Here is a 14,329-nt window from a genome sequence, read left to right on the forward strand (position 1 = left end):
CAAGTCGCCGTGAACACAGGACCGATCGCAACACCCGGCCCGATCGCTCCCGCCCCGACCGGGCGGCAGTCGGCGGAGTTTTCACTGACCGCTGTACCCAGTGCCGGATGAGGAGATCGTCCCTGATGAACCGCAAGACCCTGGTGCTGCCGGCCGTGGCCGGACTGCTCGCCCCCCTGCTCGTCGCCTGCGGCGGCGCCGAGGAAGGCAGAGCGATCGTCGTCGGCACCACGGACCAGTTCATCGCCACCGAGGACGCCCCCGCCCCGCTCGACCCGGCCTTCGCCTACGACACCGGCGCCTGGAACATCCTGCGCCAGACCGTCCAGACCCTGCTGCACGTGCCCCGCGGCGGCGGCGAGCCCGTCCCCGAGGCGGCCAAGAGCTGCGGATTCTCCGACAAGGCCAGCGAGAGCTACCGCTGCACGCTCCGCGAGGGCCTCACCTTCGCCGACGGCACCCCCGTCACCGCCGAGGACGTCAAGTACTCCATCGAGCGCGTCCTGAAGATCAAGTCGGACAACGGCACGGCCGCCCTCCTCGCGAACATCGACACCGTCGAGACCCAGGGCACCGACGGGATCGTCTTCCACCTCAAGACCCCCGACGCCACCTTCCCGTACAAGCTGTCCACCCCCGTCGCCGGCATCCTGAGCAAGGACAAGTACGCCGCCGACCAGCTCCGCGACGGCTTCGACGTCGACGGCTCGGGCCCGTACACCATGAAGGTCGAGCGCGAGGGCGACAAGGCCACCCGCTTCGTCTTCACCAAGAACCCCGCCTACAAGGGCGACATCACCCTGCGCAACGACCGGGTCGAACTGCGTCCCTACGCCGACGCCGGCGCCATGGGCGCGGCCCTGGAGAGCGACGACATCGACATGATGGCCCGCTCCCTGTCGCAGAAGCAGATCAAGGACCTCACCGAGACGCCCAAGGACGGCATCCGCGTCACCGAGGTCCCCGGCCTCGAGATCCGCTACCTCGGCTTCAACACCAAGGCCCCCTCCGTCGAGGAGAAGGCCGTGCGCCAGGCCATGGCCGCCGTCGTCGACCGGGGCGCCCTCGTCAACCTCGTCTACGGACCCACCGCCGAGCCGCTGTACTCGCTGATCCCCTCCAGCATCACCGGTCACGCCACCCCCTTCTTCGACGCGTACGGCGAGCCCGACCCGGACCGCGCCGCGAAGATCCTCAAGGACGCGGGCGTCAAGACGCCGGTCAAGGTGACCCTGAACTACACCACCGACCACTACGGCGCCGAGACCGCCCAGGAGTTCGAGGCGCTCAAGAAGCAGCTCATCGCCAGCGAGCTCTTCGACGCCAGCGTCAAGGGCGCCGAGTGGTCCAAGTTCCGCACCGCCCAGAAGCGCGGCGACTACGCCGTCTACGGCCTCGGCTGGTTCCCGGACTACCCGGACCCGGACAACTACATCGCGCCGTTCCTCGACAGCGACAACTTCCTCAACACCCCCTACGTGAACAAGACCGTTCGCGAGAAGCTCATCCCGCGCTCGCGCCGCCAGGCCGACCGCAACGCCGCAAGCCCCGTCTACGCGCAGATCCAGAAGATCGTCGCCGAGGACGTCCCCGTCCTGCCGCTGTGGCAGGGCAAGCAGTACGTCGCCGCCCGCGACGACCTCAACGGAGTCGAGTACGCGCTCAACACCTCCTCCGACCTGCTGCTGTGGGAACTGGGCCGAGGCACCGCCTGACCCCTTCGTTGTCCCGGCCGCGCGCCCCGCGCGGCCGGCCTGACAAGAGATCAAGAGGCAAGTTCTGTGAAGGCAACCAACAAGTGGCTGACGGCTCCGCTCGCCGCGGGCCTGTCCGCCGCCCTACTCAGCGGCTGCGGCACCGAGCAGGGAAGCGGCTCCGGAGGCTCCGGAGGCGGCGTGCGCGTCGGCATGTCCGACGAGATCCTCGCCACCGACCCCGCCGCCGGCTACGACCCCGGCTCCTGGCTGCTGTTCAACAACGTCTTCCAGTCCCTCCTCGCCTTCCCCAAGGGCGGCTCCGAGCCCGAGCCCGATGCCGCCGACAAGTGCGACTTCTCCGCCGGCAGCAAGGTCTACACCTGCACCCTGCGCGAGGGCCTCACCTTCTCCAACGGCAACAAGCTGACCTCGGAGGACGTCAAGTTCTCCTTCGAGCGGGCCCTCAAGATCGCGGACCCCTCCGGCCCGGCGCCGCTGCTCTCCACCATCGACACCATCGAGACCCCCGACGAGCGGACCGTCGTCTTCCGCCTGAAGGTCCCGGACGCCACCTTCCCCAGCAAGATCGCCTCCGGCGCCGGCTCGATCGTCGACCACCGCGACTACCCCGCCGACGCCCTGCGCACCGACGGCAAGGCCACCGGCTCCGGCCCGTACAAGCTGGACTCCTTCAGCGACAGCGAGGCCACCTTCTCCGTCAACACCGGCTACAAGGGCGACGCCAAGGCGAAGAACGGCGCGGTCACCCTCAAGCTCTACCGCGGCGACCGCGTCGCGCTCTCCAAGGCCTTCGCCGACGGCGACATAGACGTGGCCTACCGAGGCCTCTCCGCCGACGACATCGCCGCCCTGGAGAACTCCGCCACGACGTCCGACAAGGGCATCGAGGTCGTCCCGGGCAGCAGCGCCGAGGTCCAGCACCTCGTCTTCAACGTGGAGGACCCGGTCGTCGGCAAGCTCGGCGTCCGCAAGGCCATCGCCCACCTCGTCGACCGCGAGGCCCTCGTCGAGAACGTCTACAAGTCGACGGCCACCCCGCTCTACTCGATCGTCCCGGCCGGCATCGCCGGACACAACACCGCCTTCTTCGACACCTACGGCACCCCCGACAAGGCCAAGGCCAAGAAGGCCCTCCGCGCCGCCGGCATCACCGAGAAGGTGAAGCTCACCCTCTGGTCCACGCCCAGCCGCTACGGCCCGGCCACCGACCAGGAGCTCAAGGCCATCGCCGAACAGCTCAACGCGAGCGGCCTCTTCGACGCCGACGTCAAGTCCGTCGCCTTCGAGCAGTACGAGAAGGACATCGCCGCCGGGAAGTACGGCGTCTACGTCAAGGGCTGGGTCCCCGACTACCCCGACGCCGACAACTTCACCAGCCCCTTCTTCGGCGAGGGCAACGTCCTCGACAACCGGTACGAGAACACCACCATCACCGGCACCCTCATCCCGAAGACCGCCGCCATCGCCGACCGCGCCGCCACCGCCGACGAGTACGGCAAGCTCCAGGACCTCGTCGCCGAGGAGCTCCCGGTGCTGCCGCTGTGGCAGGGCAAGCAGTACGCCGTCGCCCGCGACGACGTCACCGGCCTCGAATGGACCCTCGACGCCTCGACCGTCTTCCGCTTCTGGGAGATCCGCAAGGGCTGACACCCCCGCTCCACACACACGAGGGCCCGGTGCGCATCCCGCGCACCGGGCCCTCGTCCGTCCTCGCCGCGCCCGGGGCCCTACTGGCCGCCGGCCCCCGGCCGCACCAGACCGCTCTCGTACGCGTACACCGCGGCCTGCACCCGGTCCCGGAGGCCCAGCTTCGTCAGCACATGACCCACATGGGTCTTCACCGTCGTCTCGCTGACGAACAGGTCCGCCGCGATCTCCGCGTTCGACAGGCCGCGCGCCACCAGCTTCAGCACCTCCACCTCACGGTCGGTCAAGGTGTTCAGCGTGTCCGGAACCTGCTCCTCGCCCGTCGGCAGATGCGCCGAGTACTTGTCGAGCAGCCGGCGCGTGATCGACGGAGCCAGCATCGCCTCGCCCGCCGCCACCACACGGATCGCCTGCACCAGCTCGTTCGCCGGAGCGTCCTTCAGGAGGAAGCCGCTCGCCCCCGCCCGCAGCGCCTCCACCACGTACTCGTCCAGATCGAAGGTCGTCAGCACCAGCACCTTCGCCGGACCGTCCCGCCCCGGACCCGTGATCTGCCGGGTCGCCTCCACCCCGTCCATCCGCGGCATCCGGATGTCCATCAGCACCACGTCCGGCTGCAGCGCGCGCACCTGCTCCTGCGCCTGCAGACCGTCCCCGGCCTCACCCACCACCGCGATGTCCTGCTCCGCCTCCAGAATCATCCGGAAGCCGGTCCGCAGCAGCGGCTGATCGTCGACCAACAGGACGCGGATCGTCACAAGGGCTCCTTCACGGGACTGAGCTCACGAGGTGCGCCCACGTCGGCGCGGGCGGTGCTCAGGAAGACGGCTGGGCCGGGTCCATTCTGCCCTGCCCGGATTCACCCGACTCCGGCGGGCGCGCGGAAACGATCTTCAGCGGATAGACCGGGGGAGTCCCGCCGAACTCCGGACAGACCGCCTGATGGTCGCACCAACCGCACAGCTTCGTCGGCCGCGGCCGCCAGTCGCCCGACTCCGTCGCCAGCCGGATCGCGTCCCACAGCGCGTGCAGCTTCCGCTCCACCCGCAGCAGATCCGCCTCCACCGGGTCGTACGTCAGCACCTCCCCGCTGCCCAGGTACACCAGCTGCAGCCGCCGCGGGATCACCCGCTTCAGCCGCCACACCACCAGCGCGTAGAACGTCATCTGGAACAGCGCGCCGTCCCGGTACTCGGGCCGCGGCGCCTTCCCCGTCTTGTAGTCGACGATCCGCACCTCGCCCGAGGGCGCCACGTCGACCCGGTCGATCACTCCGCGCAGCCGCAGCCCCGACTCCAGCTCCGTCTCCACGAACAGCTCACGCTCGGCCGGCTCCAGACGCGTCGGATCCTCAAGGGTGAACCACCGCTCGACCAGCTTCTCCGCCTCGGCCAGCCAGCCCGCGAGCCGCTCCCCGTCCGGATCCTCCGCGAACAGCTCACCCAGCTCCGGCTTCGACTCCAGAAGACGGTCCCACTGCCCCGGCACCATCGACTTCGCCCGCGGCGCCGTCCGCTCCACCGCCGGATCGTCGAAGAGCCGCTCCAGGACCGCGTGCACCAGCGTGCCCCGCGTCGCCGCCGCGCTCGGCTTCTCCGGCAGCCGGTCGATCACCCGGAACCGGTACAGCAACGGACACTGCATGAAATCGCTCGCCCGCGAGGGCGACAACGACATGGGCGCCCGCGGCTCCGCCGGCGGCTGCTCGCTCGTACTCATGACGAAGACCCTACGACCCGCCACCGACATCGCGCGGCATACCATCGACCTGGGACCCCGTCGCACTGCATGATCGAACCGTGACGCACCGACGCGGGTCACACCACGCGACGAAAGGAACCCGTGAACCAGGACGAGCCCAAGCCGCAGCGGACCGAGGAGCCCGGCGGCGGGATCCTCATGGGACGGCCCTTCGGCGTGCCCGTCTACGTCGCCCCCAGCTGGTTCGTCGTCGCCGCCCTCATCACCTGGGTCTTCGGCGACCAGATCGACCGCGTCCTGCCCGAGCTCGGCGCCGCCCGCTACCTCGTCTCCCTCTTCTTCGCCGTCGCCTTCTACGCCTCCGTGCTCGTCCACGAACTGGCCCACACCCTCGCCGCGCTCCGCTTCAAACTCCCGGTGCGCCGCATCCAGCTCCAGTTCTTCGGCGGCGTCTCCGAGATCGAGAAGGAGACCGAGACCCCCGGCCGCGAATTCGTCCTCGCCTTCGTCGGCCCCCTCCTCTCCCTCGTCCTCGCCGGCGTGTTCTACCTCTCCCTGTACGCCGTCGAGCCCGGCACCGTCCCCGGCGTCCTCCTCGGCGGCCTGATGATCTCCAACCTGATCGTCGCGATCTTCAACCTGCTCCCCGGCCTGCCCCTCGACGGCGGCCGGATGCTCCGCGCCGCCGTCTGGAAGATCACCGGCAAGCCCATGAGCGGCACCGTCGCCGCCGCCTGGGTCGGCCGCGCCCTCGCCGTCCTCGTCCTCGTCGGCCTGCCCCTGCTCACCCGCACCGGACTCCTCGGCAACTCCACCGACGACATCAGCGGCTTCGAGACCGTCACCGACGCCCTCCTCGCCGCGATCCTCGCCGCCATCATCTGGACCGGCGCCGGCAACAGCCTCCGCATGGCCCGCCTCCGCGAGCACCTCCCCGAGCTCCGCGCCCGCGCCCTCACCCGCCGCGCCATCCCCGTCGAACCCACCACGCCGCTCTCCGAGGCCCTCCGCCGCGCCAACGAGGCCGGCGCCCGCGCCCTCGTCGTCGTCGACGGCGCCGGCGAACCCACCGGCATCGTCCGCGAGGCCGCCATCGCCGCCGTGCCCCAGCACCGCCGCCCCTGGGTCGCCGTCAGCACCCTCGCCCAGGACCTCACCGACGGCATGCGGGTCCCCGCCGAACTCACCGGCCAGCCCCTGCTCGACCACCTCCGCGCCAGCCCCGCCACCGAGTACCTCGTCATCGAGGAGACCGGCGAGATCTACGGCGTCCTCGCCACCACCGACGTCGAGCGGGCCTTCGTCCGGGCCATGGCACGACCCTCCTCCTGACCCCGGTACTCTGGTCACATGTCCGAACCGACCGGTGCCGCCCGCCGACGCGGGCCCTTCAAGGTCGGGGACCAGGTTCAGCTGACCGACCCCAAGGGCCGTCACTACACGTTCACGCTCGAAGAGGGAAAGAACTTCCACACCCACAAGGGTTCTTTCCCGCACGACGAACTGATCGGCGCCCCCGAGGGCAGCGTTGTCCGTACCACCGGAAACGTCGCCTACCTCGCGCTGCGCCCCCTGCTCCCCGACTACGTCCTGTCCATGCCCCGCGGCGCAGCCGTGGTCTACCCCAAGGACGCGGGGCAGATCCTGGCCTTCGCCGACATCTTCCCCGGCGCGCGCGTCGTGGAGGCCGGGGTGGGCTCGGGCTCGCTGAGCAGCTTCCTCCTGCGCGCCATCGGAGACAGCGGCATGCTGCACTCCTACGAGCGCCGCGAGGACTTCGCCGAGATCGCGAAGGGCAACGTCGAGCGTTACTTCGGCGGCCCCCACCCGGCCTGGCAGCTGACCGTCGGCGACCTCCAGGACAACCTGTCCGACACCGACGTCGACCGCGTCATCCTGGACATGCTCGCGCCCTGGGAGTGCCTGGAGGCCGTCTCCAAGGCCCTGGTCCCCGGCGGCATCCTCTGCTGCTACGTGGCGACCACCACCCAGCTCGCCCGCACCGTGGAGTCCATCCGCGAGTTCGGCTGCTACGCCGAGCCGCAGCCCTGGGAGTCCATGATCCGCAACTGGCACGTCGAGGGCCTCGCCGTCCGCCCCGATCACCGCATGATCGGCCACACCGGCTTCCTCGTCACCGCCCGTCGCCTCGCGGACGGCGTGGAGCCCCCGATGCGCCGCCGCCGCCCCGCCAAGGGCGCCTACGGCGAGGACTACGAGGGCCCCAACAAGGGCTGACGTTCCGACATTCACACCGCGCCGCCGTCGAGTTCCCCGCCCACGCGGGAGAACTCGACGGCGGCGTCCTCATGTTCGCCGCCGCGAAGACCGGCCGGACGACCCCGACCCCAGCTGTTCCGTCCCCCTGTGACGTGTGGCACGATGCCGGGAACCCCGTCGCACCACCCCACAGGAGACGTCTCGCGTGCAGCACTCCGCCGCCCCGGACCTCGCGGACCTCGCCCACACCGACGCCCGGCCGGCCCACTGGCTGGCCACCGCCACCGCGACCGCCGCGGTCGTCGCCCTCGCCGGACTGCTCCAGCCCGGCCCCGCCGGAGCCACCGGCGCACCGGCCGCCGCCCCGCGCCCGGCACCCGCCCCCGAGGCCGCCGGAGCCGACTACCCGCTGGAGTGCGGGGGAGGCCCCCGTACGGTCGCGAAGCGGGCCACCGGAGACCTCGACGGCGACGGGAACCCCGAGACGATCGCAGTCGTGCACTGCGAAGCCGGCTCCGGCACCCCGCCGAGCGGCGTCTACGTCCTCACCCGCGGCAAGGAGAACGGCAGCCCCGCGCGCGTGGTCGCCACGCTCGTCGCGCCGGACCAGCACCGGAGCGTCACCGAGCTCGCCGTCCGCGACGGGGCCGTGCGCGCCACCCTGCTCGGCTACTCGTCCCCCGAGGTGCCCAGCTGCTGCCCCGACGAGAAGGAGCAGGTCAGCTGGCGCTGGCAGGGCGGCGCCTTCGTCCGCGGCGGCCAGTCCGAAGCCCGCGGCGTCTGAGGGCCTTCCGGCGGATCAGGCCCCGGCCGTCACTCGGCGTCGGGGCCGTACACCTCGACCTTGTCCGCGACCCGGCGGACATGGATGCAGTCGCCCGGGCACTCCTTCGCGGAGTCCACCACGTCCTGGAGGAGCGGCAGCGGCACCGGCGTGGTGGCGCCCGCGTCCTGGAGCAGCTCGTCGTCGGCGCTCTTCACGTACGCGAGCCCGTCGATGTCGAGCTCGAAGACCTCGGGAGCGTACTGCGCGCAGATCCCGTCCCCGGTGCACAGGTCCTGGTCGATCCAGACCTCAAGCGCCTCCTCGGCGCCCGATGCGGGGGCCTCGTGCTGCACGGTCATATCTCCTGCCGTTTCTGCTTCGCGCGATAAGTCGGGCCACCCCTGACGGGTGTTGACCAATGACGACGATACAACCGCCCGCTTTCAAGCGGTGAAGGGTGGGTATTCCCCTGGCGAGAGGGGAAGCGCAAGGGTGAAGATCGGACACACCCCGGAGTCTTTTTGATCTAGGGGTTTCAATCACCACCCACGCAGGTAGGGTCAGGAAGCGTCCAGCTCCCCTTGGAGGAGGTGAGGACCGTGGCAGCCCACGACGACGACATCAACCGCGGCATCCGGCCGGGGCGGGGGTCTGAAGACCCCGCCGGTCAGGTTGCCTATCTCGAGCAGGAAATCGCCGTCCTGCGCCGCAAGCTCGCCGACTCTCCGCGCCACACGAGGATTCTCGAAGAGCGGATCGTCGAGCTGCAGACCAACCTGGCCGGCGTGTCCGCGCAGAACGAACGTCTGGCGAACACGCTCCGTGAGGCCCGCGACCAGATCGTGGCCCTCAAGGAGGAGGTCGACCGGCTCGCGCAGCCGCCGGCCGGCTTCGGTGTCTTCCTGCAGGCGAACGAGGACGGCACGTGCGACATCTTCACCGGGGGCCGCAAGCTCCGGGTGAACGTCAGCCCGAGCATCGAGCTCGAAGAGCTCAAGCGCGGCCAGGAAGTCATGCTCAACGAAGCGCTCAACGTGGTCGAGGCCATGGAGTTCGAGCGCGCCGGGGACATCGTCACCCTCAAGGAGATCCTCGAGGACGGCGAGCGCGCCCTGGTGGTGGGGCACACCGACGAGGAGCGGGTGGTGAGGCTCGCCGAGCCTCTGCTGGACGTCACCATCCGCGCCGGCGACGCCCTGCTGCTCGACTCCAGGTCCGGCTACGTCTACGAAGTGGTCCCCAAGAGCGAGGTCGAAGAGCTCGTTCTCGAAGAGGTCCCGGACGTCGACTACGACAAGATCGGCGGTCTGGGCAACCAGATCGAGCTGATCCGCGACGCGGTCGAGCTCCCCTACCTCTACCCGGACCTCTTCAAGGAGCACGAACTGCGGCCGCCCAAGGGCATCCTGCTCTACGGCCCGCCCGGCTGCGGCAAGACGCTGATCGCGAAGGCCGTGGCCAACTCCCTGGCCAAGAAGGTCGCCGAGGTGACCGGCCAGCCCGCGGGGAAGTCCTACTTCCTCAACATCAAGGGCCCCGAGCTCCTCAACAAGTACGTCGGCGAGACCGAGCGGCACATCCGCCTCGTCTTCCAGCGTGCCCGGGAGAAGGCGAGCGAGGGCACCCCCGTCATCGTCTTCTTCGACGAGATGGAATCCCTCTTCCGCACCCGCGGATCCGGTGTCAGCTCGGACGTGGAGAACACCATCGTCCCGCAGCTGCTCGCCGAGATCGACGGCGTGGAAGGCCTGGAGAACGTCATCGTCATCGGCGCCTCCAACCGCGAGGACATGATCGACCCGGCGATCCTGCGGCCCGGCCGCCTCGACGTCAAGATCAAGATCGAGCGTCCGGACGCGGAGGCCGCGAAGGACATCTTCGCGAAGTACCTCACGGCCAACCTGCCGCTCCACTCGGACGACATCTCCGAGCACAGCGGCTCGAAGGCCGCCGCCGCCCACGGAATGATCCAGTCCGTCGTCGAGCAGATGTACGCGGAATCCGAGGAGAACCGCTTCCTCGAAGTCACGTACGCCAACGGCGACAAGGAAGTCCTGTACTTCAAGGACTTCAACTCCGGCGCGATGATCCAGAACATCGTCGACCGGGCCAAGAAGATGGCCATCAAGGCCTTCCTCGACCACAACCAGAAGGGCATCCGGGTCTCCCACCTCCTCCAGGCGTGCGTGGACGAGTTCAAGGAGAACGAGGACCTGCCCAACACCACCAACCCCGACGACTGGGCCCGGATCTCCGGAAAGAAGGGCGAGCGGATCGTGTTCATCCGCACGCTCGTCACCGGAAAGCAGGGCGCGGACACCGGACGCTCCATCGACACGGTGGCCAATACCGGTCAGTACCTGTAAAACGCCCACCGGCTGCGGATGTCCGGAAACCGGGCATCCGCAGCCGACGCATTCCATCCAGCATTTCCCCCGGCATCACAGGGAAACAGGAAATACTGCAACTGATCTCCCCACCAGCGCGGAGCCGCTCTAGGCTCATCGGTACCGCCGAGTCGCGCACAGTGAGCGCCGCCGGGCAAGGAGGGCCGCATGACCGTACGGCGAGTAATGGGCATCGAGACGGAGTACGGGATCTCCGTCCCCGGACACCCGAACGCCAATGCCATGCTCACCTCGTCCCAGATCGTCAACGCCTACGCGGCGGCGATGCACCGGGCGCGCCGCGCCCGCTGGGACTTCGAGGAGGAGAACCCGCTGCGGGACGCCCGCGGCTTCGACCTCGCCCGCGAGGCCGCCGACTCCAGCCAGCTCACCGACGAGGACATCGGCCTGGCCAACGTGATCCTCACCAACGGGGCCCGGCTCTACGTGGACCACGCCCACCCCGAGTACAGCGCCCCCGAGGTCACCAACCCGCGCGACGCCGTCCTCTGGGACAAGGCCGGCGAGCGGATCATGGCGGAGGCGGCCGAGCGCGCCGCCCAGCTCCCCGGGGCCCAGCCCATCCACCTCTACAAGAACAACACCGACAACAAGGGCGCCTCCTACGGCACGCACGAGAACTACCTGATGAAGCGGGAGACCCCCTTCTCGGACATCGTGCGCCACCTGACCCCCTTCTTCGTCTCCCGCCAGGTCGTCACCGGCGCGGGACGGGTCGGCATCGGCCAGGACGGCCGGGAGAACGGCTTCCAGCTCAGCCAGCGCGCCGACTACTTCGAGGTCGAGGTGGGCCTGGAGACGACGCTCAAGCGGCCCATCATCAACACCCGGGACGAGCCGCACGCCGACGCCGAGAAGTACCGCCGCCTGCACGTGATCATCGGCGACGCGAACCTCTCGGAGATCTCCACCTACCTCAAGCTCGGCACCACCGCCCTCGTCCTCTCCATGATCGAGGACGGCTTCATCACCGTCGACCTCGCCGTCGACCAACCGGTCCGCACCCTGCACCAGGTCTCGCACGACCCGACCCTCCAGTACCTGATCACGCTCCGCAGCGGCCGGACACTCACCGGGGTGCAGCTCCAGATGGAGTACTTCGAGCTGGCCAGGAAGTACGTGGAGGAGCGGTACGGCTCGGACGCGGACGAGCAGACCATGGACGTCCTCACGCGCTGGGAGGACACCCTGGGCCGCCTGGAGACCGATCCGATGAGCCTCGCCGGCGAGCTGGACTGGGTCGCCAAGCGGGAGCTCATGGAGGGCTACCGGCGCCGCGACGGCCTGGACTGGGACGCGGCCCGGCTGCACCTGGTGGACCTCCAGTACGCGGACGTACGCCCCGAGAAGGGCCTCTACAACCGCCTGGTGGCGCGCGGGCGCATGAAGCGGCTCCTGGACGAGCACGAGGTGGAGCGGGCCGAGACGGCGCCTCCCGAGGACACCAGGGCCTACTTCCGCGGCCGCTGCCTGGAGCAGTACGCCGACGACGTCGCCGCGGCCTCCTGGGACTCGGTGATCTTCGACCTGCCCGGCCGGGACTCGCTCCAGCGCGTCCCGACCCTGGAGCCGCTGCGGGGCACCAAGGCGCACGTGAAATCGCTCCTGGACCGCTGCCGGACGGCGGAGGAACTGGTGCGGGTCCTTTCGGGGGGCTGAACCAGGGGCCTGCCAGGGGCCTGAAATACCCCGGCACTGGGAATCATGGAATCAGTGCCCGGGCGTTGTGGAAACTGCGGGGCCGAAGTCAGACCCGACCTATAGGGTCTGATCTTGTACGGACTCAACCGAGCGGGCCGATTCGAGCGGGGTGAGGGATATGGCGACCAAGGACACCGGCGGCGGACAGCAGAAGGCGACGCGATCCACGGAGGAGGTCGAGGAGACCACCACCGAGGCGAGCTCCGACCTCAAGGAACGCCAGGAGAAGCTGAGCGACGACGTGGACTCCGTCCTGGACGAGATCGACGACGTACTCGAGGAGAACGCCGAGGACTTCGTTCGAAGCTTCGTTCAGAAGGGCGGCGAGTAGCCGCCCCACGCGCCTGTCGACCTCCGTCCCCGGAGCCCCGGAGAAAGCCGTGGGTCCGGGGACGGATGACAAGCGGTGGCACGGGTAAGGTCCGTGCACAGTACGCAAGATCGCCCCGCGCTTCCCACGGCGGGCCGACTCTCCCACCCGGAAGGAATCGCGTGGAAGCCAACCCTCGTAGCACCGGGCGTCTGCCGGCGGCCTTCCTGACGCCGGGCTCGTCCTCGTTCATGGACTTCCTGGCGGATCACTCGCCGGAGCTGCTCCCGGGGAACCGGAAGCTGCCGGAGGGGATCGTCGAGGCGCCGCACGGCACCACCATCGTGGCCGCCACGTTCCCCGGTGGCGTCGTGCTCGCCGGTGACCGGCGGGCGACCATGGGGAACATGATCGCGCAGCGGGACATCGAGAAGGTGTTCCCGGCCGACGAGTACTCCGCCGTCGGCATCGCCGGCACCGCCGGCCTCGCCGTGGAGATGGTCAAGCTGTTCCAGCTGGAGCTGGAGCACTTCGAGAAGGTGGAGGGCGCGACGCTCTCCCTGGAGGGCAAGGCGAACCGTCTCTCCACCATGATCCGGGGCAACCTGGGCATGGCCATGCAGGGCCTCGCCGTCGTGCCGCTCTTCGCGGGCTGGGACGAGGGCAAGGAGAAGGGCCGGATCTTCTCGTACGACGTGACCGGCGGCCGCTCCGAGGAGCACGGCTTCGCCGCCACCGGCTCCGGCTCGATCTTCGCGCGCGGTTCGATGAAGAAGCTGTACCGCGCCGACCTGACCGAGGAGCAGGCCACCACACTGGTGGTGCAGGCGCTGTACGACGCGGCGGACGACGACTCGGCGACCGGCGGTCCCGACATGGCCCGCCGGATCTTCCCGATCGTCACCGTCATCACCGACGAGGGCTTCCGCAGGCTCACCGAGGCGGAATCCTCCGAGCTGGCCCGATCGGTCACCGAGCGGCGTCTGGAGCAGCCCGACGGGCCGCGCGCCGCCCTGCTCTGACCCGTCGTCGCCCGTAGAAGCCCTTCAGACCGGAAGAAAGGGACGGTAGCCGGTGTCCACGCCGTTCTATGTCTCACCCCAGCAGGCCATGGCCGACCGGGCCGAGTACGCCCGCAAGGGCATCGCCCGCGGCCGCAGCCTGGTCGTCCTCCAGTACACCGACGGCATCGTCTTCGTCGGTGAGAACCCGTCCCGTGCCCTGCACAAGTTCAGCGAGATCTACGACCGGATCGGCTTCGCGGCCGCCGGCAAGTACAACGAGTACGAGAACCTCCGCATCGGCGGCGTGCGCTACGCCGACCTGCGGGGCTACACCTACGACCGGGACGACGTCACCGCGCGCGGCCTGGCCAACGTCTACGCCCAGACCCTCGGCACGATCTTCTCCAGCGCGGGGGAGAAGCCGTACGAGGTGGAGCTGGTCGTCGCCGAGGTCGGCTCCGAGCCCGAGGGCGACCAGATCTACCGGCTCCCGCACGACGGCTCGATCGTGGACGAGCACGGCTCGGTCGCGGTCGGCGGGAACGCCGAGCAGATCAGCTCCTTCCTGGACCAGCGGCACCGGGACGGCATGACGCTCGCCGAGGCCCTGAAGCTGGCCGTGCAGGCGCTGTCGCGGGACACCAACGGCACCGAGCGGGAGATCCCCGCGGAGCGTCTGGAGGTGGCGGTCCTGGACCGCACGCGTCCGCAGCAGCGCAAGTTCAAGCGGATCGTCGGCCGTCAGCTGTCGCGCCTCCTGGAGGCGGACAACGCGGCGGCGGCGAAGACGGACGAGCCCTCGGACGAGGCTCCCGAGGAGTAGTCGGTTCCGCCCCGAGGGGCCCCGGTCCGCA

Annotated in this window: 13 protein-coding genes; 10 read left to right on the forward strand and 3 right to left on the reverse strand. The window is 69.6% G+C overall.

Annotated elements, in window-relative coordinates; all coding sequences use genetic code 11:
* Window positions 1-125: 125 nt before the first annotated feature.
* Together ACF07V_RS15465 and ACF07V_RS15470 are read left to right on the forward strand one after the other, a co-directional pair.
* On the forward strand, window positions 126-1,715 hold the full coding sequence (locus ACF07V_RS15465) for an ABC transporter substrate-binding protein (RefSeq protein ID WP_392154478.1): 1,590 nt from the start codon (window positions 126-128) through the stop codon (window positions 1,713-1,715).
* A gap of 66 nt (window positions 1,716-1,781) precedes the next feature.
* The gene (locus ACF07V_RS15470) at window positions 1,782-3,365 is read left to right on the forward strand and encodes an ABC transporter substrate-binding protein (RefSeq protein ID WP_392154480.1); all 1,584 of its coding nucleotides are present in this window, start codon (window positions 1,782-1,784) and stop codon (window positions 3,363-3,365) included.
* An 80-nt stretch (window positions 3,366-3,445) separates the two neighbouring features.
* On the opposite strand, the gene ACF07V_RS15475 is transcribed toward ACF07V_RS15470, so the two are convergent.
* On the reverse strand, window positions 3,446-4,123 hold the full coding sequence (locus tag ACF07V_RS15475) for a response regulator transcription factor (protein ID WP_030691890.1): 678 nt from the start codon (window positions 4,121-4,123) through the stop codon (window positions 3,446-3,448).
* A 58-nt stretch (window positions 4,124-4,181) separates the two neighbouring features.
* Window positions 4,182-5,084: a RecB family exonuclease gene (locus tag ACF07V_RS15480; protein ID WP_392154481.1), complete on the reverse strand. Its 903-nt coding sequence runs from the start codon at window positions 5,082-5,084 to the stop codon at window positions 4,182-4,184.
* 180 nt (window positions 5,085-5,264) lie between these two features.
* Here ACF07V_RS15480 and ACF07V_RS15485 point away from each other — a divergent pair, with 180 nt between their 5' ends.
* From ACF07V_RS15485 to ACF07V_RS15495, 3 genes are all read left to right on the forward strand, one after another.
* A complete protein-coding gene (locus ACF07V_RS15485; protein WP_392154913.1) occupies window positions 5,265-6,398 on the forward strand; it encodes a site-2 protease family protein in 1,134 nt (377 codons plus the stop codon).
* Between the two features lie 18 nt (window positions 6,399-6,416).
* Window positions 6,417-7,304 carry a tRNA (adenine-N1)-methyltransferase gene (locus ACF07V_RS15490; RefSeq protein WP_015032448.1) on the forward strand — a complete coding sequence of 296 codons (888 nt, stop codon included), beginning with the start codon at window positions 6,417-6,419 and terminating at the stop codon, window positions 7,302-7,304.
* 187 nt (window positions 7,305-7,491) lie between these two features.
* Window positions 7,492-8,070 carry a hypothetical protein gene (locus ACF07V_RS15495; RefSeq protein ID WP_392154483.1) on the forward strand — a complete coding sequence of 193 codons (579 nt, stop codon included), beginning with the start codon at window positions 7,492-7,494 and terminating at the stop codon, window positions 8,068-8,070.
* A 29-nt stretch (window positions 8,071-8,099) separates the two neighbouring features.
* Here the strand turns inward: ACF07V_RS15495 and ACF07V_RS15500 are convergent, their stop codons facing one another.
* The gene (locus ACF07V_RS15500; RefSeq protein ID WP_392154485.1) at window positions 8,100-8,411 is read right to left on the reverse strand and encodes a ferredoxin; all 312 of its coding nucleotides are present in this window, start codon (window positions 8,409-8,411) and stop codon (window positions 8,100-8,102) included.
* A gap of 240 nt (window positions 8,412-8,651) precedes the next feature.
* Here ACF07V_RS15500 and arc point away from each other — a divergent pair, with 240 nt between their 5' ends.
* The 5 genes from arc (at window position 8,652) to prcA (ending at window position 14,298) form a co-directional block, all read left to right on the forward strand.
* Window positions 8,652-10,418 (forward strand): proteasome ATPase, encoded by a 1,767-nt coding sequence (gene arc, locus ACF07V_RS15505; RefSeq protein ID WP_351193257.1) that lies wholly within the window; start codon window positions 8,652-8,654, stop codon window positions 10,416-10,418.
* Window positions 10,419-10,607: 189 nt separating this feature from the next.
* Window positions 10,608-12,119 (forward strand): depupylase/deamidase Dop, encoded by a 1,512-nt coding sequence (gene dop, locus ACF07V_RS15510; RefSeq protein ID WP_392154487.1) that lies wholly within the window; start codon window positions 10,608-10,610, stop codon window positions 12,117-12,119.
* Window positions 12,120-12,279: 160 nt separating this feature from the next.
* On the forward strand, window positions 12,280-12,492 hold the full coding sequence (locus ACF07V_RS15515; protein ID WP_015032443.1) for a ubiquitin-like protein Pup: 213 nt from the start codon (window positions 12,280-12,282) through the stop codon (window positions 12,490-12,492).
* A gap of 161 nt (window positions 12,493-12,653) precedes the next feature.
* Window positions 12,654-13,493, forward strand: coding sequence for a proteasome subunit beta (gene prcB, locus ACF07V_RS15520; protein ID WP_352024549.1), 840 nt, complete (start codon window positions 12,654-12,656; stop codon window positions 13,491-13,493).
* 52 nt (window positions 13,494-13,545) lie between these two features.
* A complete protein-coding gene (prcA, locus tag ACF07V_RS15525) occupies window positions 13,546-14,298 on the forward strand; it encodes a proteasome subunit alpha (protein WP_093876954.1) in 753 nt (250 codons plus the stop codon).
* The last annotated feature ends 31 nt before the right edge of the window (window positions 14,299-14,329 follow it).

Origin of the sequence: Streptomyces sp. NPDC015661, assembly GCF_043077765.1 — a bacterium.
Classification (GTDB): Bacteria; Actinomycetota; Actinomycetes; order Streptomycetales; family Streptomycetaceae; genus Streptomyces.